Here is a 19,714-nt window from a genome sequence, read left to right on the forward strand (position 1 = left end):
CCACCTCGGACTACGACCGTGAGAAGCTCCAGGAGCGTCTCGCCAAGCTGGCGGGCGGCGTGGCCGTCATCCGCGTCGGCGGCGCCACCGAGGTCGAGGTCAAGGAGAAGAAGGACCGCGTTGACGATGCCCTGAACGCCACCCGCGCGGCGGTCGAGGAAGGCATCGTTCCCGGCGGCGGCACGGCTCTGCTGCGCGCCAAGGGTGCGATTGCGAACCTCACGACCGACAATGCGGACGTGAAGGCCGGCATCAACATCGTCCTGCGCGCTCTTGAGGCCCCGATCCGCCAGATCGCCGCGAATGCCGGCGTGGAAGGCTCGATCGTGATCGGCAAGATCAACGACAACAAGTCGGACACCTTCGGCTTCAACGCCCAGACCGAAGAGTTCGTGGACATGCTGAAGGCCGGTATCGTCGATCCGGCGAAGGTCGTCCGCACCGCTCTTCAGAATGCAGCATCGGTCGCTGGTCTCCTCGTCACCACCGAGGCCATGGTGGCCGAGACACCGAAGAACGACGCTACTCCGGCGATGCCGGGCGGTATGGGCGGCGGCATGGGAGGTATGGGCGGCTTCTAAGCCATGCTCCTATCAGCCCAGTGAATTGGCCCCGGAGTGATCCGGGGCCTTTTCGTCTGTGTTGTTGTGAATTCTCTAGAGGCGATCGCACAGGTGAAGATTGGGCGGACAGCTGCGTCGCACTACGCCGGCTGTGAGATCAAGTCGTTGATCGATCTTTGTCCTTTAGAACCGCCGCGCTGATCCTAGCACAGTGAACGCTCGGTTATGGACCTGGCCGAACGCTTCTTCGTCCAACCACGCCCGAGGCAATAATCAGATTAGCGCTTATTCAGCAGGACCACGTTGGATCCGGCCGTGTTGTTGCCCTTGGACGGTTTGACCTTGCTGAGGAGGGTGGGCGAGACATTCCACTTCTGCCCAGTGTTGGTGATCACCGTCACCGTCTTCTTGTTGTAGCGCGTCAACACGCCCTCGAGTGGGTCCTGGCCGGGAGGCTGGAAGGCGACCCGGTCCCCAATCTTGAAATCCAGCATCTCCACATGAGCGCGCATCTGGTCGAGAAAGCGCAGGCGCTCGACGATGCGGTGATTGAGATCGATCAGCTCGGCCTCAGTCAGCTGGTCAATGTCGATCTTCATAGAGGTGCCATATGATAGAGTCGGGCTAGGTACTGTTAGGTCTTGAGCCAATCGAGAGCGGCGGCGAGACAGAGTATGCCCATGAACGATGAGGCCGTCTTCTCGTAGCGGGTTGCAACAGCCCGCCACTCCTTCAACCTCGCCCAGAGCCGCTNGGCTCTCCAGGACGCCGCTTCCGTGGCCGGCCTGCTCGTCACGACCGAAGCCATGGTCGCCGAGCTGCCCCGCAAGGAATCCGCTCCGGCCATGCCGGGCGGCGGCGGCATGGGCGGCATGGACTTCTAAGCGACCCAACGGGTCGTCCCGGACAAGCCGCGCCACGCCAGTGACGCGGCACCGATCCGGGATCCAAGCCGAGAAGAATAAAAAAAAGCCCCGGAGGAAACTCCGGGGCTTTTTTGTTCAATCAGCGAGTTGGATTGTTATATGAAATAAAGTTTCGTAAGACGAAATGCCTAACGTCTGGGGCTGCCATGACTGTACATGTGATCGACACCGCCAATCCTCTGCCGCCTGTCTACGGTGAAGGCGAGAGCGCCTTGGTCATTGAGGATGGCGACACCGTCATTCTGAGCCAAGGAGCGCAAATTGCCGCTTACGGCCGGAATGGCTGGGGCCTCTTCGGCGGGTTGGGCAATACTCTCCAAATCAACGGTAGCGTCCATAGCGAATGGGAAACAGCCATCGCCGCTCACGGGGCCATCACGATCGGGGCGGCCGGGCAGGTATATGGCCGCGACTCCGGGCTTCAACTCGCGAACGATCCTGTCCTCAACCGACCCAACATCCTCAACAATGCGGGGATTGTCTCGGCGGGACAGAATGGAGTCGCGATTTGGCTGCACGGGGCTTCCAACGTCATCGTCAATAGCGGGGAGATTAGAGGCGCAGGGGGCATCTGGGGAGGTAACAATCAACCTGACGGTGGAACCTTCACCCTCTATAATTCCGGTGTGGTCAGCGCCTCACATGGTTTGGCTGTCACAGGGGCCCTGTTCGGCACGAACTACATTGTCAATACGGGGCACATCACTGGCGCGATCATCCTCGGCAGTGGAAACGATTTCTTCGAAAACCGCGACGGCACTTGGACTTATGGAGGCGCCGATATCCGGCTCCGAGAAGGCGACGACGTCTTTCATGGCGGGAGCTCGCCGGAATTCGTCTTCGCTGACGAGGGCAACGATACCGTTGACGGAGGCGGGGGCGATGATCGGCTCATTGGGCGAAGCGGAGACGATTTCCTTCGCGGGGGCACGGGGAACGACGACATTCGGGGTGAGTCGGGCGTCGACGTTGCCGCTTATGCCGGCTCGTTTGCAGACTACACGATTTCTCGCCAAGCCGACGGCAGCTTCATCGTAACGGACAACCGAGCGATTAACGACGCGATGAACGATGGCACGGACATGCTGACCGGCATCGAGTATCTTCAGTTCGCCGACCGCACCATCGCGTTGACGAGTCCGACAAACTCCGCGCCCACTTCCATCACTATTAGCGGCACCGTTGTCGACAGCGATGTGCCTGTCGGAACGGTCGTTGGGCAGTTGAACGGCGTCGATCCGGACGGCGATGCGCTAGGCTATCACCTTGTCTCCAATCCTGGCGGACATTTCCGCATCCACGGCGACAAGCTCCTGGTCCACCGTGCCTTCACGCAGCAGGACATGGACATCCAGATCACGGTTCGGGCCAGCGATCCGGGGGGTGCTTCCATCGATCGGCAGTTCACGATCAACGTCGCGTCCGAGATCTTCACCATTCAGCCGGTAGAGATCGTACCGGTTGTGGCCCCCATGCCCATGCAAACTGCCGCCACCTCTCTCACCCTCAAGGGCGGCAAGAAGGCCGACCGGCTCATAGGCGGGGATGGAAACGACCGGCTCAATGGCGGGCTCGGGAACGACAAGCTCGCCGGCGGCGAGGGAGCGGACGTGTTCGAGTTCAGCACCAGGCTGAAGAAGAACGTGGACCGGCTGCTCGACTTCTCGCGCCCGGACGATACGATCCGGCTGTCGAAGAAGGTGTTCAAGCTGCAGAAGGGCGTGCTGGATAAGGATGCGTTCCGGATCGGCAGGAAAGCGCTCGACGAGGACGACCGGATCGTCTTCAACACCAAGACCGGCGCGCTGTACTACGATGCGGACGGCTCGGGCACGGACCATGCGGCGGTGCAGTTCGCGCAGATGAAGGCCAGGACGGCGCTCAAGGCGGACGACTTCCTGGTTATCTGACGGCATTCGCCGCCACCTCGCGCATGACAAAAAAGCCCCGGACCGCTCCGGGGCTTTTGTCGTTTGTCGGGCGCGTCAGGCCGCCTGCTTCAGCAGGCCTTCGGTGGCCAGCGCCTCCTGCACCTTCGGGCGGGCGGCCACCCGGTCGAGGAAGGCGCGCAGGTTGCCATAAGGGGCAAGGTCGACGGCGTGGTAGTTCGCCCAGTTCGTCACCGTGAACAGGTAGGCATCGGCCACCGTGAAGCGCTCGCCGGTCAGGAAGGGCTGCTGGGCCAGCACCTTGTCGAGATAGGTGAAGCGCTGCGCCAGCTTGTCCTTCGTGGCCTGCTTGACCGAGTCGGGTGTCGAGGGGTTCCACAGCGGGCCGAAACCCTTGTGGATCTCGGACGAGATGAAGGCGAGCCACTCGTGCAGGCGGTGGCGCTCCATCGTGGCTGGGGCCGGGGCGAGCCCCGCTTCCGGCTGGCGGTCGGCCACGAAGAGCAGGAGGGCGGCCGCCTCGGTCAGGACTTCGCCCTCCGGCATGGCGACCGCCGGCACGTAGCCCTTCGGGTTGATCGCGGCGAAATCCGCGCCGGTCTCGGTCTTGCGGGTGGCGAGGTCGACCTTCTCCAGGGTCAGCGGCAGGCCCGCCTCGCGAGCGGCGATGTGGACGGCGAGCGAGCAGGCGCCGGGGGTGTAGTAGAGCTTCATATCAGGTCTCCGAAAGGCGAGGGTGGGTGGATCAGGCGGCGGCGCGGCCCAGGGACGGAGCCGGACGGCCGAAGGGCAGGGAACGCGAGGGGCTGAGCGCATGGGCGCCATCCCCGAGAAGGGCCTGAGCGACGGAGAGGACGATCAGGTAGAGCGGGTATTCCCAGCCGCCGCCCGGCGCGGAGAAGACCCAGCCGTTGCCGAGATGGACCCAGGTCGCTCCGGCGAGCACCGGCACGAGGGCCAGCGACACCCAGCGGCTCTGGACGCCCAGCACCAGCAGAACGCCGCCGATGAACTCGGCCCAGAAGGTGGCATAGGCGAGGAAGGCGGGCAGGCCAAGCGATTCGAAGTACTGCGCCGTGCCCGCGAGGGTGAAGGTCATCCACTTCAGGACGACGCTGTGGGCGATGAACATGACGCCGAGGGAGACGCGGAGCAGAAGAACGCCGTAGGCTTCGAGAGTTGTATTCGTGCGGGTCATTGGAACCTCCATGCAGATGCATAGATATTCGTATGCACTTGCATGTATAAGTCAAACATGATGCAATTGCATGAATCGAGAAGGAGCTTTGCCGGAATGCAAGAACCGCAGAACCCGTCCGAGGCCGTGACCGATGCCTGGGTCCGCCTGATCCGGGGCGGACGGGAGGTGGCGGGCCGGATCGAGGCCGATCTGAAGCAGGCCGGCTTTCCGCCGCTCGCGTGGTACGACGTGCTGCTGTCGCTCAAGAAGGCGGCGGAAGGCCGCCGCACGCCGCGGGAAATCGAGCGCGAGGTCCTGTTCGAGCAGTACAATCTCTCGCGGCTCCTTGACCGGATGGAGGCGGAGGGCCTGGTCCGGCGCATTCCCTATCCCGGCGACAGGCGCCGGCAGCTCATCGAGATCACCGAGGAGGGTAGGGCGCTCCAGCGCCGGATGTGGGCCGTCTACGGCCCGGCGATCAGCCGCTATGTCGGCTGCCGCCTCGCGGAAGGGGAGGCCGCGGAGCTCGCCCGCCTGCTCCAGAAGCTCGTGAGCAACGAGACGTGATCCCGCCGCCCCTGGATTGCCGAACGATACGGGTGTAGTCGCGTTCATCTGTGCACGGCTAACGAAAGGTCAGGGCGTGAGCGCGAACGGGACTATCCTGGGCAGGTGGCGTCGAGGCTTTCGCGTGCTCGCCCTTCTTCCGCTTCTGGCCCTGGCCGTCCCGCTGACGGCTCCCGGTCCCGCCGCGAGCGCTCCCGTCTCCAGGCCGAGCTCCGCCTCCATCCGCACGCCCGATTTCGACGAGACCGTCGCGTGGTATCGCGACAGGCTCGGCTTCCGGCTGCTCTCGACCCGCAGTCTCCTGCGCGAGCGGGTGGCCCTGATGGAACGAAGCGGCTTCCTGCTCGAGATCGCCGAGGCCGATCATCCGATGCCGCCGGGACCGGGACCGAACCTCGACGCCACGGGAGCCACCCGCGCTCCCGTCGTCAGCGTGCTGGTGCAGGATGTGGACAGGGAGGTCTCACGGCTGCGGGCCGAGGGCGTCGACATCCTCGAGGAGCCCCAGGACGAGCTCGAGGGCGATTTCCGGATAGCGCAGATCCGCGACAACGGGCGCCACCGGATCGAGCTCCGGGAGCCCCTCGGCGCGAGCTTCAACGCCATGGGGCGTTGAAGCGGGTAAAAGCTCCGATCAGGTGAACAGCTCGGGGTCGGGACCGACGCGGCCGCCCTTGTCGTCGAGCTTCTCGATCGCCCGCATGTCCTCCGCGTCGAGCGTGAAATCGAACACGTCGAAGTTCTCGCGGATGCGCGACGGCGTCGCCGATTTCGGAATGGCGACGATGCCGTTGTCCAGGTGCCAGCGAAGGATCACCTGCGCCGAGGTCTTGTTGTGCTTGCGGGCGATGGCCGCGAGCTGCTCGTCCTCGAGCAGGGTGCCTTGCCCGAGCGGGCTCCAGGCTTCGGTGACGATGCCGTGCTCGGCGTGGAAGGCGCGCAGCTCCCGCTGCTGGAAGCGGGGATGCAGCTCGATCTGGTTCACCGCCGGCACCACGCCCGTCTCGTCGAAAAGCCGCTGCAGATGCGGAATGTTGAAGTTGGACACGCCGATGGACTTGGTGCGGCCCTCCTCCTTGAGCTTGATGAAGGCGCGCCAGGTGTCCGGATAGGCGTCGCGCTTCCAGGTCGGCCAGTGGATGAGGTAGAGATCCACGTAATCGAGCCCCAGGCGCTTCATGCTCGCGTCGAAGGCCTTCAGCGTGGTGTCGTAGCCCTGGTCGTCGTTCCAGAGCTTGGTCGTGATGAACAGCTCCTCGCGCGGCACGCCCGCCTGACGGACGGCCTCGCCGACCCCTTCCTCGTTGCGGTAGATCATGGCCGTGTCGATGGAGCGGTACCCGGCATCGATGGCCTGCTTGACGATGCTCGTCGCGACCCCGTTCTCGACCTGCCAGACGCCGAAGCCGAGCTGCGGCATCTGCCTGCCGTCGTTGAGCGGAAGGGATGGATGGGACATGTACATTCCTTGTCTGGTGGATCGTCGATGTGTCGGGATGCCCGCCAAGAGCTAGGGCATGCCGCTGCATGTGCAAACCCCAGCCCCATGCAGGGCAGGCCCTCGTTTATGCGAGGGCTGCAGCGGGAGGAACAGTCCAGCTTTCCCCGCGTTGCATCGAGCGGAGCTTCCACCATCCCCGAAGGAACATGCCGTGCCCTCCCTCGCGCCGCGCCAAGGAACGCCGGATCCGACTCTGAGCGAGGAGGAGTACCGCAAGCGCTTCCTCGGCCAGTTCGAGGACCCGGCATTCGACGATCTCAGGGACGAACTCGACAGGATCGCCGCCGCGGCCTGGGACGCCTACAGCCACCACCGCAAGAGCCCGAGGACGCGCAAGGCGGGCCCCGGCTTCGCCGATCCGGACTACGATCTATCGGTGGACTGGCTCGCGGCGCAGGAGGCGATCAGGGAGGCCGAGCGGCGCCATGAGGATCCGAGCGGGCCGCTGCGCATCCTCATCGTCAGCGGCGCCTCGCGCAGCGAGCACACCTGTCCGGGCGAGATGTCCAAGACCTACCGCCTCTCGCAGGTCGCGCGCGAGGTTTTCGCGTTCACACCCGGCGTCGAGGTCGAGCACCTCGACCTCAGCCGCCTGAGTTCGGAATACGGCCGCCACATCCACCCCTGCAAGACGTGCTTCTCGACCGCCGCCGCGCTCTGCCACTGGCCATGCTCCTGCTATCCCAACTACTCGCTCGGGCAGACGCAGGACTGGATGAACGAGATCTACCCGAAATGGGTCGAGGCGCACGGGGTGATGCTGCTCACGCCCGTGAACTGGTATCAGGTCTCGTCGCCCATGAAGCTGATGATGGACAGGCTGGTCTGCGCCGATGGCGGCAATCCGGATCCGACCTCCACCCACGGGAAGGACGCCGAGGGCGCAAAGGCCATGGAGCTGGAAGGCTGGGACTATCCCAGGCACCTGGCGGGCCGCGTGTTTTCCGTGATCGTCCATGGGGATGCGGAGGGCGCGGAAGGCGTGCGCCGCAGCCTGGCGGATTGGCTGCGCTCCATGGGGCTCCACCCCGCCGGGGCGGCGGCGGAGCTGGACCGCTACATCGGCTACTGGAAGCCCTATGCCACGAGCCACGACGAGCTCGACCACGACCATGCGGTGCAGGACGAGGTGCGCAATGCGGCGCGCACCCTGCTCGAGGCGGCCAGGGCCCAGCGGGCAGGGGGCCTGATCCAGGCGGGAGAGGGGCTGCCCGAACCCCGGCAGAAATAGACCATGAAAAAGGCCGGGCACGAGGCCCGGCCGAGTGAGGTCAACTCTTCGAGAGGCTTACCAGCTCGTGAGAACCGCGCCCTTGAACTTCTCTTCCACGAACTTCTTCACCTCGGGCGTGCGGTAGGCTTCGACGAAGGTCTTCACCCACGGCTTGTCCTTGTCCTCGGCGCGCACGGCGATGACGTTCACGTAAGGCCCCTTCGGATCTTCGCGGGTGAGCGCATCCTTCACCGGGTCGAGGCCGGCCTGCGTGGCGTAGTTGGTGTTGATGACGGCGGCATCGACGTCGTCGAGCACGCGCGGAGCCTGGGCGGCGTCGATCTCGACGAATTTCAGGTTCTTCTTGTTCTCGGTGATATCGAGGATCGTCGGCTTGAAGCCCACGCCGTCCTTCAGCTTGATCAGGCCCTTGTCCTGCAGGAGCAGGAGCGCGCGGCCGCCATTGGTCGGATCGTTCGGGAACGCGATCGTCGCGCCGTTCGGCAGGGCGTCGAAGGCCTTGTGCTTCTTCGAATAGACGCCGATCGGGAAGTTCACCGTCTGGGCCACGCTCTCGATCTTATAGCCGCGGTTTTCCTTCTGGTTGTCCAGATAGGGCTGGTGCTGGAACGAGTTGGCTTCCAGCTCGCCGGACGAGAGGGCCTCGTTCGGCACCACATAGTCCGAGAACTCGACGATCTTGATGTCGAGGCCCTTCTGCGCCGCGATGGGCTTCACCGCCTCGAGGATCTGGGCGTGAGGGCCGGGGGTCGCGCCGACGCGGATCGTCTGGGTCTGCGCGGCCGCGGGAAGGGCCGCGAGGGACAGGAGGGCGGCGAGGCCCAGTTTCTTGAACGACATCGTTTTCTCCGTGTGCGATGGTCTTGAAAGGAAGCGGGAATGAGGATCAGGCTTGGCGCACGCGCTTGTTGAGGCGGCGGGCCAGCCGGTCGCCGACGCTCTGAACGGCTTGGACCAGCACGATCAGGACGACGACCACGGCCAGCATCATCTCGGGCATGAAGCGCTGATAGCCGTAGCGGATGCCGAGGTCGCCCAGGCCGCCGCCGCCGACCGCGCCCACCATGGCCGAGAAGCCGAGGAGCGAGACGACGGCAAGGGTCAGGCCGAGCACGATGCCCGGCAGGGCCTCGGGAACCAGCACCTTGAACACGATCTGCAGCGGGCTTGCGCCGAAGGCACGGGCGGCCTCGATGAGGCCCTGATCCACCTCGCGGATCGCGCCTTCGATGAGCCGTGCGATGAAGGGGATCGCGGCGATCGTCAGCGGCACGATGGCCGCGTTGGTGCCGATCGAGGTTCCGGCGATCAGGCGGGTGAAGGGAATGATCGCCACCACCAGGATGATGAAGGGCGTGGAGCGGGTCGCGTTGACGACGACGCCGAGCACGCGGTTCACCCAAGGGGCCGCGAACAGCTCGCCCTTGCCGCTGGTGGCGAGGAAGATGCCGAGGGGCATACCGAGCAGGGTGGCGATCCCGGCCGAGACCGCGACCATGTAGAGGGTTTCGCCGGTAGCGCTGGCGATGAGGCGGATCATCTCAGGCGACATGGCCGAGAACCTCCGTATCGAGTCCGTGTTGCTTGAGGAAGTCGAGGGTGGCCGTCAGCGACTGCTCCGGCACGCCGACGACGAGGGTGCCGCAGGGGCGGCCGGCGATCTCGTCCACCGATCCCGCGAGGATGTTGGCCTCGATGCCGAGGTCGCGCGCCAGCCGCGCCAGGACGGGGTCCGTGGCGTGAGGGCCGCGGAAGCCGATGCGGATCACCGCCTGGCTGCCGGGCGTTGCGTCCGGCTGCAGGCGGTTCGCCACGTAGGGGGGCAGGGCGCGGCCGGTTTCGTCGGCCAGGAAGGAGCGCGTCACCTCGTGCCGCGGCCGGGTGAAGACGTCGAACACGTCGCCCTGTTCGACGATGCGCCCGCCCTCGATCACCGCCACGTCGCGGGCGATGGAGCGGATCACCGCCATCTCGTGGGTGATGAGGATGATGGTGAGGCCGAGTTCCGCATTGATGCGGGCGAGCAGATCGAGGATCGAGCGGGTGGTTTCCGGATCGAGCGCCGAGGTCGCCTCGTCGGAGAGGAGAACCTTCGGATTGGTGGCAAGGGCGCGGGCGATGCCGACGCGCTGCTTCTGGCCGCCGGACAGCTCGGACGGATACCGGTTGCGCTTGTCCGCCAGGCCCACTAGTGCCAGCAGCTCCTCGACGCGCGCCTTGATCGCCGCCTTGTCGTAGCCGGCCACCTCGAGCGGCAGGGCCACGTTCTCGGCGGCGGTGCGCGAGGACAGCAGGTTGAAGTGCTGGAAGATCATGCCGATGGAGCGGCGGGCGTGGCGCAACGCGCGTTCCGGCAGGGCCGAAACGTCGGCTCCGTCCACGATCACGCGGCCCGAGCTCGGCTTTTCCAGGCCGTTCACGAGGCGGATCAGGGTCGACTTGCCTGCGCCGGACCGTCCGATGATGCCGAGAACGGAGCCTTGCGGAACGACGAGGTCGATCTCACTTAAGGCCGTGACGGGAGAGCCGTCGCGCCCGGCGAACACCTTCGAGATCTTCTCCAGGCGGACGATCGGCTCCGCCGGAACGAGGCGGTGAAGCGGCTGATCGCCGAGATATCCGAGGGGAGCGTTCATACGTTTGCTCTGAGGTCACTCTCGTTTCGCAGTTGCGAACACATGGGGTATCCTGTTCTCCATGTCAACCTTTCCGTTCTTTAAAAAGAATTTTCTGTTGTGAAGAACGAAATGCCCGGGTTAGGCTCCTCGCCCCGGCCGGCTGCTTCACGTGATCACACCCGCGTTATGGCGGAACTTTCTCCTTTCTTTCGCCACAGGTGCGGTTGATCGCCCCCTCGGCATCCGACTAAACAAGCCAAGTCGAGTTTTAAGGAAGAAACCCATGGTCAAGGCCAGCATCGGGGTGGGACTTGCAGGTCTTGCCCTTCTCGCGCTGTACCTGAGCGAAACCACCGTCTCGGTCCTGCTGCCGCTCGCGGTTCTGGGCCTGGGCCTTGCCCTGTACCTCTCCAGGGACATCTCGAAATTCCTCAAGGTGTTCATCTGGGTCCTGGCGGGTGTGGAGGGCATCCTCGTCGCCCTGAGCCTCGCCGGCGCATTCGGCTCGGTTCCGGAGACGCTCGCCGACTACGTGCCGCCGGCCTCCATGACGGTGGGCGCGACGATCTTCGCCTTCGTGATCTACGGCATCTCCCGCATTCCGGTGATCCGGACCATCACCCGCATCGCGGACCGCTACTTCACGTCGAGCACGCCGAGCCAGATCACCATTCCCTTCATCGGCACCATTCGCGCCACGGAAGGCGCGATCGGCACGGCGCTCCTGGTCTTCCTCATCGCCATTAATCTGGGACAGGTCGCCCTCAACGTGCGCCTCAACTTCTTCGGGCGCGACATGTTCAACGCCCTGCAGGAAAAGGACGCCAGCGCCTTCTGGTACCAGCTCTTCTGGATCTTCGTGCCGCTGGCGACCGTCTTCGTCAGCGTGGCCATGGTGGAGATCGTCTCGCAATACGTGATGCGCATCCGCTGGCGCGCCTTCCTCAACGACCTCTATGTCCATGAATGGCTGAGCGGCGGCACCCATTACCGCATGCAGCTCGTTGGGCGCGAGGCGGACAACCCCGACCAGCGCATCGCCGAGGATCTGCGCAGCTACATCGACCAGACCTACACCCTGTCCATCGGCCTCATGAACCAGTCGGCGACCCTGGTCTCGTTCATCGCGATCCTGTGGTCCCTATCGGCCGGCTTCACGCTGCCCGGCACGGACATTCCCGTTCCGGGCCTTCTGGTCTGGGTCTGTATCGCCTACGCGCTTCTCGGCACCTGGCTCACCCACCTCATCGGCCGCCCGCTCATCGCCCTGTACTTCCAGCAGGAGCGGGTCGAGGCCGATTACCGCTTCTCCCTGGCGCGCCTGCGCGAATATACCGAGCAGATCGCCCTCCTGGGCGGCGAGGCGGCGGAGGAGGAGGCCCTGAAGGCGCGCTTCGGGCGGATCGTGCAGAACTTCATGCGGATCGTGCGCCGGGTCATGCGCCTGCAGGTGTTCCAGTCCACCTATTTCCAGGCCAACGTGGTGGTGCCCTACATCCTCACCGCGCCCTACTACTTCATCGACCGGATCACCCTCGGCCAGATGCAGCAGACCGTCGGCGCCTTCTCGAGCGTGCAGGGCGCCCTGGACTTCTTCATCACGTCCTACTCGACCCTCGCCAACTACAAGGCCGTCGTCGACCGCCTGACCACCTTCGAGGCCGCGGTGGCGAAGGTCCGCGATCCGGATGCGGGAGAGCACGTGTCGCTCGCATCCTCCCCGGACAGGAACCTCAACGTGTCGAACCTTCAGGTGGCGCTGCCCGATGGGCGGGTGCTCATGAAGGCGGACGGCGTCGCCTTCCGCCACGGCTCGACGACCCTGCTGGCCGGTCCCTCGGGCTCCGGCAAATCGACCCTCTTCCGGGCCATTTCCGGCATCTGGCCCTTCGGCTCGGGCCAGATCAGGGTTCCGGCGGGACAGACGATGATGCTCCTGCCCCAGCGGCCCTACATCCCCATGGGCTCCTTGCGCGAGGCCGTGACCTATCCCGGCACCTTCGGGGTCTACAGCGATGCCGACATCGCGGAGGCCCTGCGCGCCGCCAAGCTGCCCGCCCTGGCGGACCGCCTCGACGAGGAGCGCGTCTGGGCCCAGACCCTGTCCCTCGGCGAGCAGCAGCGCCTCGCCATCGCCCGCGCCCTCCTGGCCAAGCCCGACTGGCTCTTCCTGGACGAGGCCACCGCGGCGCTCGACGAGCCGACGGAGGAGGAGATCTACAAGGTCATCAAGGAGAAGCTGCCGAATTCGACCGTCGTGTCCATCGGCCACCGCTCGACGCTGGGCGCATTCCATGACAGGCGGATCGACATGCACAGGCAGGACGATGGCCTCTTCGCGCCGGTCGAGAGGCGCCAGCCCGAGCCGGCCGAGTAAGACTGCGGCCGTTCTCCAACAAGGAAATGGCCGGCGCAGGGCCGGCCATTCCGAAAGGCTGACGGTGTCGGAGGCGATGCCTAGATCGCCCGCTCGAACCGCAATTCGCCGTTCTGCGTGCGGATGATCAGGTTGCGGCCCTGGATGTCCCACTTGGCGGAGGTGCGGAGCGCCACCAGGAAGGCCTGCTCGATCGCCATGGCGGACTTGTCGCAGGAACGCTTGGTCAGGGCAAAGGGGCCGACCGCCAGTCCCTGCTCGCGCAGGGGATAGGCCGTGGCCGAATAGGTGTTGCAGCCGCCGAAGCCGCTGGCCCGGAGCTGGTCGTCCAGACGGAAGCTCGGGCGGTCGCCGGTGAAGGGCTTGCCGTTCAGGCTCACCGCCACCCAGGACGAGCCCAGGGGGAAGACCTTGTCGCCCTGGAGGGGCTGCGGAACCTTGGTGTCAACCTGTCGTGTCGGACCCACCGGCCGTCCGAGAACCGAGGCGGACTGGGCATGGGCTGCCGACACAGTGGCGAAGGTGGCAAGGATCGCCGCCAATCGAAGCGCATTCATCGGAAACCTCGTCAACATAAAACGCCGGGACCATAAGGGGCCTTGGCCTGAGAGGCAACGCCCCGGGGTGTTTTGTCCCGCTTTCCGTTACAGCACGGTCAAGCTGAAGCGGAGATGAAGCGGAACGGCCGGTCCCGGCATCAGCCGAGCCGGCGCAAAAGCCGCTCCGTCAGTCCGTTGGTGGGGCGGAACAGGTAGTCGAAGGCTCTGACCGTGACGTCCTGGGCTCCCAGAGACTGCAGCGCGGCCACGATTTCGAACACCACCGACGTGCGGCAATGGAGGACGACCTCCCGGGCCTGGGGAGCGCCGTAGGGAAGCGAGGCGCCGAAGGTCTGCACCAGGGCGGCGAGGTCGGATGCCCGCGACGGATCGAGCGCCGCGCGGACCTCGCGGCTCGTGCGCGCGTCCTCCTCGGCCGCGATGCGGGTGAGGACGGCCGTGGCCGCCGCCCGGGCCTTGTCGGTCCAGGGTGCGCGGGTGGAGGCGACGAGATTGGCCTCGGAGCGCAGCATCACCCCGTCGTCCAGCACCTTGAGGGCATTGGCGGTCAGGGTGGCGCCCGTCGTGGTGATGTCCACGATCAGCTCCGCCGAGCCCGCGCCGGGAGCGCCTTCGGTGGCGCCCAGGCTCTCGACGATCCGGTAATCCGCGATGCCCTTCTCGGCGAAGAAGCGCCGGGTGAGGTTCACGTATTTCGTGGCCACCCGCATCTTGTAGCCGTGGCGGGCGCGCAGATCCGCCGCCACCTCGTCCAGGTCGGCCATGGTGCGGACGTCGATCCAGGCCTGCGGCACGGCCACGACCACGTTGGCGTGGCCGAAGCCGAGCGGGGTCAGGAGCTCGATCGCCTCGTCCGCGTCCGGCACCTGCTCGCGCACGAGGTCTTCCCCCGTGATGCCGAGATGGGCGGCTCCGGTCGCGAGCTGGTTCACGATCTCGGAGGCGGACAGGAAGGCCACTTCCACGTCGGGAACGCCCGCAAGCGTCCCGCGGTAGTCGCGCGCCCCGCGGGATTGGGTGAAGACCAGTCCGGCGCGGGCGAAGAAGGCGGCCGCGTTTTCCTGCAGGCGCCCCTTGGAGGGAACGGCCAGGATGAGGGGTGAATCGGTCATTGGGCGGCTCCCAGGATGCGGTCGAGCCAGAAGGAGCAGCCGACCGCCGGGATCGGCTCCTCGGCGCCGAGATGCTGGAGCAGCCGGTCGTAGCGTCCGCCGCCCACCACGGGCTTGGCGTCGCTGCGGTCCGCGTCCTGCACCTCGAAGATGAAGCCGGTATAGTAATCCAGGTTGCGGGCGAAGGTGGCGGCGAACGAGAAGGCGTTCACGTCCAGCCCTCGCGCCGCCATGAAGCCCGTGCGCTCCTCGAAGGCGCCGAGCGCCTCGGACAGATCGAGCCCGGCATCCCGCGCCAGGGCCCGGACGGCGCCGGCCGCCTGGTCGGGGTCGCCGGAAATGGCGAGATAGCGCTCCAGCACCTGCCGGGCCTCGTCCGGCAGGCCGGAGCGGTTGGCGGCGCGGGCCAGGAAGCGCTCGGCGATCTCGCCCGCGCTGCGCCCGCCGACGCGGGCGATGCCGGCGATGGAGAGGATGTCCTCCACGAAGGCCTTGGCGGCTTGAGGGGCCTGTCCCTCGATGGCGGCGAGAAGGCCCGCATGTTCCGGCTGGCCGGGGCCCTCCGGCTCGCTCAGGCTCGCGAGGCCCTGGCCCGACACGATGGCGCGCATCACCCGGCGCTTGGCGGCCGGGGCGATTCCAAGGGCGTCGATGAGGGCGTTGAGAAGCCCCATGTCGCCGAGCCTGACCCGGTGGCGCCGGTCGCTGATGCCCGCAAGGCCTTCGAGAGCGAGGCCGAGGATCTCGGCGTCGGCCGCCGCCACGTCGGTGCGGCCGACGGATTCGAGGCCCGCCTGGAGGAACTCGCCGCTCTCGTTGGGGCGCATGCGGAAGACGGGGCCGCCATAGCAATAGCCCGACGGCCTCGCGCCGCGATGCTCCAGATGCTGCAGGCAGACGGGAATGGTGTATTCGGGCCGCAGGCACAGTTCGGTGCCCGCCGCGTCCTGGGTCACGAACATCCGGCGTCGGATGTCCTCTCCCGACAGGTCGATGAACACGTCCGCCGGCTGAAGCACCGGCGGCTCGATGCGCGCATAGCCTTCGCGCTCGAAAAGCGCGATCAGCGCAAGAATGGCATCCGTCTCCGTCACTGGCGTCGCAATCCCTTGATCCGCACGCTCTCTAGCAATGCTTGGCAGGGAAGGCGACCGTTTTCGGCAGGCAGGGTGAACGGCGAGAGGGAGACGAAATCCTGAAACCCGACGACCTCATCCCGAGGAGCAGCCGGAAGGCTGCGTCTCGGAGGATGATCCAGTGCGCGTCGGAGACGCCCTCGTGCTTCGGGACGGACCTGCGGCCCTCCTCGGCATGAGGGCTGCGGGGCAGGAGCTCAGTGCTTTTCCGCCTTGTCGTCCTTGGTCTTGCGCGACGTCTTGCGCTTGCTGTGGTCGCTGGAGAGATGGGCGTACTGCACCTTCTTGCGCTTGGGCTTCTCGTCGGCTTCGTCCTCTCCCAGGAGCGATGGAGGCAGGAACTGGCGCGCGGCTTCGGTCACCACATGGGCAACGGCGCTGCTGGCAGTGTTGACGGTGTCGGTGGTGGCATCGGCCGCCTTCGATCCCGCGTCCACGGCGGCAGCCCCGGCCTTCTGGGCGGTGCGGGTGCGGGTGAGGGCCGCTGCGGCGGCCCCTGCGGCCGCGATGAGCGCATCGGCCAGGATCTCGCGGCCCAGGCTCGTGTTAAACATGTCCATGAGGCCGGATTTCTTCACGGACTTCGAGAGCTTCGCGGTCGTGCTCTTCTTCTTCGACTTGTCGGCCTTGTCGGAACTCTTCTTCGCTTTGGCCTTCGCCATGACGGTCTCCTGATGGTCAAGCTTGAGAACAACCCGCAGCGCGGGGGCGGAGTTCCCAGGTCCAGCCCTTAACCGAAATGCCGCCCCAGCACCTCGCGCACGGCCTCGACGATCCGGTCCTCGGACACCGAGAACTGGGCCGGCCGGGCCGCCTTCCATTCCTCGTTGGAGGCAATCGCCTCCGCCGCCTTGGCGCCCTCGATGAGGTCCTTGATCTCGACCTCGCCGCGCTCGCGCTCGTTGGAGCCCTGGATGATCACGCAGGGGCTCTGGCGCTTGTCGGCATATTTCATCTGGGCCTTCATTCCCGACGAGCCGAGATAGAGCTCGGCCCGGATGCCGGCCTGGCGCAGGGTCGAGACCATGCGCTGATAGGCGGCGATCTGGTCCCGGTCCATGACCAGCACCACCACGGGGCCGGGCTGTACCTGGCCGGAGACGATGGGGCTCTTCACGGTCTTGAGGGCGGAGAACAGGCGCGACACGCCGATGGAGAAGCCGGTCGCCGGAACCGGCTCCGGCCGGAAGCGGCCGACGAGGCCGTCATACCGCCCTCCGCCGCCGACGGAGCCGAAGCGGACGGGGCGCCCGTCCTCGTCCTGCACCTGGAAGGTCAGCTCCGCCTCGTAGACGGGGCCGGTGTAATATTCGAGGCCGCGCACCACCGACGGATCGATCACGATCCGGTCTTCGTAATTCGAGCCCGCGACGAGCGCCGCGATCTCCGCCAGCTCGTTCGCGCCTTCGGCGCCTCGGGTCGAGGAGCCGACGACGCCGCGCAGGTTTTCGACCGTCGCGGCATTCGTCTCCGCCCTGGCGCTGGTGAAGGCCAGCACGCGCTCGATGGCGTCCGGCTCCAGTCCCGCACCCTTGGTGAAGTCGCCGCTTTCGTCCTTGCGGCCGGCGCCCAGGAGCTGGCGCACCCCGTCGGGACCGAGGCGGTCGAGCTTGTCGATGGCGCGCAGGACCGTGAGGCGCTGGCCGGCCTGATCCTCGCCGCCGAGGCCGATGGCCTCGAGCACGCCGTCGAGCACCTTGCGGTTGTTCACCTTGATCAGGTAGTCGCCGCGCTTGATGCCGACCTTTTCCAGCGTGTCGGCCGCCATCATGCAGATTTCCGCATCGGCGGCCACGGAAGCCGCGCCGACCGTGTCGGCGTCGAACTGCATGAACTGGCGGAAGCGGCCGGGACCCGGTTTCTCGTTGCGAAACACCCAGCCCGCCCGGTAGCTGCGATAGGGCTTGGGCAGGGCGTCGAAATTCTCGGCCACATAGCGGGCGAGCGGCGCCGTCAGGTCGTAGCGCAGGGACAGCCACTGCTCGTCGTCGTCCTGGAAGGAGAACACGCCCTCATTGGGCCGGTCCTGGTCGGGCAGGAACTTGCCGAGCGCGTCCGTGTACTCGACGAAGGGCGTCTCGACGCCCTCGAATCCGTAGAGTTCGTAGGTCTCGCGGATGGCCGCGAGCATCCGCTCGGTCGCCGCGAGATCGGCGGGGCCACGATCGGCAAAGCCGCGCGGCGCGCGGGCCTTGAGTTTGTCGGCCTTGGACATGGTTTTCAGGACAGCCAGTTTTTCAAGAGAAAGCGTGGGCGCGTCCTAACCCGCGACGGCGGGAGGGGCAAGGGTTGTTGCTGTGAGGCGGCGCAAACGTGTCATTCCGGGCCCGGCCCAAAGGGCCGTCCCGGAATGACGGCGAGGGAGCTTACGCCACCGCCTTGATCACCTGTCCGACCTTGTCGGCGATTTCGCCGATCTGGTCCTCGGAGACGATGAGGGGCGGGGAGAGGGCGATGGTGTCGCCGGTGATGCGCATCATCACGTCATGCTCGTGGAAGCCGCGGTCCATGGCCTCGAAGGCGCGGGCGCCGACGGCGTCGGGACGCGAGGCGAGGTCGATGGCGCCCACGAGGCCGATGGTGCGGATGTCGAGCACGTTCGGCAGGCCCTTGAGCGAATGGATCGCGTCAGCCCAGACCGGCTCCAGGGCCTTGGCGCGTTCGAACAGCTTCTCGTCGCGGTAGATGTCCTGGGTGGCGAGAGCCGCCGCACAGGCCAGCGGATGACCGGAATAGGTGTAGCCGTGGAAGAGCTCGATCATGTTGTCGGGCCCCTTCATGAAGGCGTCGTGGATGCCCTTGCGCACGATCACGCCGCCCATGGGCACGGTGCCGGAATTCACGCCCTTGGCGAAAGTGATCATGTCCGGGATCACGCCGTAGCGCTCGGCCGCGAAGGCGGTGCCGAGGCGGCCGAAGCCGGAGATGACCTCGTCGAAGATCAGCAGGATGCCGTACTTGTCGCAGATCTGGCGCAGGCGCTGCAGGTATCCCCTCGGCGGCGGCAGCACGCCGGTGGAGCCCGCCATCGGCTCGACGATCACGGCCGCGATGGTGGAGGCGTCGTGCAGCGCCACGATGCGCTCCAGATCGTCCGCCAGATGCGCGCCCCATTCCGGCTCGCCGCGGGAGAAGGCCTGCTCGGCCCGGTTATAGGTGTGGGGCAGGTGATCGACGCCGGCCAGCAGCGAGCCGAAGAACTGGCGGTTCTTGACGATGCCGCCGACCGAAATGCCGCCGAAGCCGACGCCGTGATAGCCGCGCTCGCGGCCGATCAGGCGCGTGCGGCTGCCCTGGCCCTGAACGTTCCAATAGGCCAGCGCGATCTTGAGGGCGGTGTCGACCGCCTCCGAGCCGGAATTGCAGAAGAACACGTGGTCGAGGTCGCCTGGGGCGAGCTGGGCGATCCGCGCCGCGGTCGCGAAGCCGGCCGCGTGGCCGAACTGGAAGGCCGGGGAATAGTCGAGCTCGGCCGCCTGCTTCTGGATCGCGGCGGTGATCTCGTCGCGGTTATGGCCCGCATTGCAGCACCACAGACCGGCCGCGCCGTCGATCACGGCGCGTCCTTCCGGCGTGTAGTAGTGCATGTCCTTGGCGCGGGCGATCATCCGGGGGCGCGCCTTGAAGGAGCGGTTCGCCGTGAACGGAAGCCACCACGCTTCCAGATCGTTCGGTGCGGACAGATCGTTGGCGGCTCTGGATGTCTGTGCGGTCATGGCGGTCCCCGGAAATGAACTCTCGGGATCAGCCTATCAGTGCTTCCCAGGGGCGCAAAAGGACTTTTGCGGGGACAAGGGTTGCAAGAGCCTCATCGGCCTCCCGTCACAGCGTCATGGCGCGCGCCTCGTAGCCGGCGGCGTTCAGCGCCTGCGCCACCTCCAGGCTCTGCGCGCAGGTGGTGATGTGAACCCGGCCGTGGTCCAGATCCACATCGACCTTGGCGCTGGGATCGAGGCGCTGGACCGCCTTCGTCACGGCGCTCACGCAACCCTGGCAGGTCATTCCCTCCACCTGCATCAGCAAATCCTTCCGGGGCTCTTCCATCGGTCTC

At 66.2% G+C, this 19,714-nt stretch carries 20 protein-coding genes and 1 pseudogene; 6 read left to right on the forward strand and 15 right to left on the reverse strand.

The annotated features are described in order from the left end of the window. A partial coding sequence (locus ACFOYU_RS00620) for a TCP-1/cpn60 chaperonin family protein (protein ID WP_377032075.1) occupies positions 1–581 on the forward strand: 581 nt, incomplete at its 5' end. A gap of 260 nt (positions 582–841) precedes the next feature. Here ACFOYU_RS00620 and ACFOYU_RS00625 read toward each other — a convergent pair. Together ACFOYU_RS00625 and ACFOYU_RS00630 are read right to left on the reverse strand one after the other, a co-directional pair. Next, positions 842–1,162, reverse strand: a complete 321-nt coding sequence (locus ACFOYU_RS00625) for a hypothetical protein (RefSeq protein ID WP_377032076.1) — start codon at positions 1,160–1,162, stop codon at positions 842–844. Between the two features lie 35 nt (positions 1,163–1,197). After that, positions 1,198–1,314, reverse strand: a pseudogene (locus ACFOYU_RS00630) (transposase); the annotation flags it as partial. A 333-nt stretch (positions 1,315–1,647) separates the two neighbouring features. On the opposite strand from ACFOYU_RS00630, the gene ACFOYU_RS00635 reads away from it, so the two are divergent. Then, on the forward strand, positions 1,648–3,399 hold the full coding sequence (locus ACFOYU_RS00635; RefSeq protein ID WP_377032077.1) for a hypothetical protein: 1,752 nt from the start codon (positions 1,648–1,650) through the stop codon (positions 3,397–3,399). A 75-nt stretch (positions 3,400–3,474) separates the two neighbouring features. Here ACFOYU_RS00635 and gstA read toward each other — a convergent pair whose 3' ends face one another. Next, positions 3,475–4,092: a glutathione transferase GstA gene (gene gstA, locus ACFOYU_RS00640; protein WP_377032078.1), complete on the reverse strand. Its 618-nt coding sequence runs from the start codon at positions 4,090–4,092 to the stop codon at positions 3,475–3,477. Between the two features lie 31 nt (positions 4,093–4,123). Then, entirely contained in the window at positions 4,124–4,576 is a 453-nt protein-coding gene (locus tag ACFOYU_RS00645) for a DoxX family protein (RefSeq protein WP_377032079.1), read from the reverse strand. Positions 4,577–4,672: 96 nt separating this feature from the next. Between ACFOYU_RS00645 and ACFOYU_RS00650 the strand changes: the two genes are divergently transcribed. Together ACFOYU_RS00650 and ACFOYU_RS00655 are read left to right on the forward strand one after the other, a co-directional pair. Then, the gene (locus tag ACFOYU_RS00650) at positions 4,673–5,125 is read left to right on the forward strand and encodes a MarR family winged helix-turn-helix transcriptional regulator (RefSeq protein ID WP_377032080.1); all 453 of its coding nucleotides are present in this window, start codon (positions 4,673–4,675) and stop codon (positions 5,123–5,125) included. Between the two features lie 124 nt (positions 5,126–5,249). After that, positions 5,250–5,741: a VOC family protein gene (locus tag ACFOYU_RS00655; protein WP_377032081.1), complete on the forward strand. Its 492-nt coding sequence runs from the start codon at positions 5,250–5,252 to the stop codon at positions 5,739–5,741. 18 nt (positions 5,742–5,759) lie between these two features. Here the strand turns inward: ACFOYU_RS00655 and ACFOYU_RS00660 are convergent, their stop codons facing one another. After that, complete coding sequence (locus ACFOYU_RS00660) at positions 5,760–6,584, reverse strand: aldo/keto reductase (RefSeq protein ID WP_226739851.1); 825 nt, start codon at positions 6,582–6,584, stop codon at positions 5,760–5,762. Between the two features lie 193 nt (positions 6,585–6,777). Here ACFOYU_RS00660 and ACFOYU_RS00665 point away from each other — a divergent pair, with 193 nt between their 5' ends. Then, positions 6,778–7,857 carry a flavodoxin family protein gene (locus ACFOYU_RS00665; RefSeq protein WP_377032082.1) on the forward strand — a complete coding sequence of 360 codons (1,080 nt, stop codon included), beginning with the start codon at positions 6,778–6,780 and terminating at the stop codon, positions 7,855–7,857. 57 nt (positions 7,858–7,914) lie between these two features. Here ACFOYU_RS00665 and ACFOYU_RS00670 read toward each other — a convergent pair whose 3' ends face one another. The 3 genes from ACFOYU_RS00670 to ACFOYU_RS00680 are packed head-to-tail and all read right to left on the reverse strand — an operon-like array spanning position 7,915 to position 10,496. Beyond that, positions 7,915–8,700: a MetQ/NlpA family ABC transporter substrate-binding protein gene (locus tag ACFOYU_RS00670; RefSeq protein ID WP_377032083.1), complete on the reverse strand. Its 786-nt coding sequence runs from the start codon at positions 8,698–8,700 to the stop codon at positions 7,915–7,917. A gap of 46 nt (positions 8,701–8,746) precedes the next feature. Beyond that, a complete protein-coding gene (locus ACFOYU_RS00675; protein ID WP_226739845.1) occupies positions 8,747–9,412 on the reverse strand; it encodes a methionine ABC transporter permease in 666 nt (221 codons plus the stop codon). Next, entirely contained in the window at positions 9,402–10,496 is a 1,095-nt protein-coding gene (locus ACFOYU_RS00680) for a methionine ABC transporter ATP-binding protein (RefSeq protein ID WP_377032084.1), read from the reverse strand. Before ACFOYU_RS00680 ends, ACFOYU_RS00675 begins: the two co-directional genes overlap by 11 nt. A 265-nt stretch (positions 10,497–10,761) precedes the next feature. Here ACFOYU_RS00680 and ACFOYU_RS00685 point away from each other — a divergent pair, with 265 nt between their 5' ends. Further along, positions 10,762–12,855 carry an ABC transporter ATP-binding protein/permease gene (locus ACFOYU_RS00685; protein ID WP_377032085.1) on the forward strand — a complete coding sequence of 698 codons (2,094 nt, stop codon included), beginning with the start codon at positions 10,762–10,764 and terminating at the stop codon, positions 12,853–12,855. A gap of 80 nt (positions 12,856–12,935) precedes the next feature. Here ACFOYU_RS00685 and ACFOYU_RS00690 read toward each other — a convergent pair whose 3' ends face one another. The 7 genes from ACFOYU_RS00690 to ACFOYU_RS00720 all read right to left on the reverse strand — a co-directional run bounded on the left by ACFOYU_RS00690 (position 12,936) and on the right by ACFOYU_RS00720 (position 19,707). Continuing rightward, entirely contained in the window at positions 12,936–13,412 is a 477-nt protein-coding gene (locus ACFOYU_RS00690) for an META domain-containing protein (protein WP_226739838.1), read from the reverse strand. A gap of 140 nt (positions 13,413–13,552) precedes the next feature. Continuing rightward, a complete protein-coding gene (hisG, locus tag ACFOYU_RS00695) occupies positions 13,553–14,527 on the reverse strand; it encodes an ATP phosphoribosyltransferase (RefSeq protein WP_377032086.1) in 975 nt (324 codons plus the stop codon). After that, positions 14,524–15,621 carry an ATP phosphoribosyltransferase regulatory subunit gene (locus ACFOYU_RS00700; protein WP_377032087.1) on the reverse strand — a complete coding sequence of 366 codons (1,098 nt, stop codon included), beginning with the start codon at positions 15,619–15,621 and terminating at the stop codon, positions 14,524–14,526. Before ACFOYU_RS00700 ends, hisG begins: the two co-directional genes overlap by 4 nt. Positions 15,622–15,860: 239 nt before the next feature. Next, positions 15,861–16,325 (reverse strand): hypothetical protein, encoded by a 465-nt coding sequence (locus ACFOYU_RS00705; protein ID WP_377032088.1) that lies wholly within the window; start codon positions 16,323–16,325, stop codon positions 15,861–15,863. A gap of 68 nt (positions 16,326–16,393) precedes the next feature. Continuing rightward, entirely contained in the window at positions 16,394–17,878 is a 1,485-nt protein-coding gene (gene hisS, locus ACFOYU_RS00710) for a histidine--tRNA ligase (RefSeq protein ID WP_377032089.1), read from the reverse strand. A gap of 151 nt (positions 17,879–18,029) precedes the next feature. Further along, positions 18,030–19,379 carry an aspartate aminotransferase family protein gene (locus tag ACFOYU_RS00715; protein ID WP_377032090.1) on the reverse strand — a complete coding sequence of 450 codons (1,350 nt, stop codon included), beginning with the start codon at positions 19,377–19,379 and terminating at the stop codon, positions 18,030–18,032. A gap of 106 nt (positions 19,380–19,485) precedes the next feature. After that, positions 19,486–19,707, reverse strand: coding sequence for a heavy-metal-associated domain-containing protein (locus ACFOYU_RS00720; protein ID WP_226739825.1), 222 nt, complete (start codon positions 19,705–19,707; stop codon positions 19,486–19,488). Between the last annotated feature and the right edge of the window lie 7 nt (positions 19,708–19,714).

Source organism: Microvirga sp. GCM10011540, assembly GCF_042650665.1.
GTDB lineage: Bacteria > Pseudomonadota > Alphaproteobacteria > Rhizobiales > Beijerinckiaceae > Microvirga > Microvirga lenta.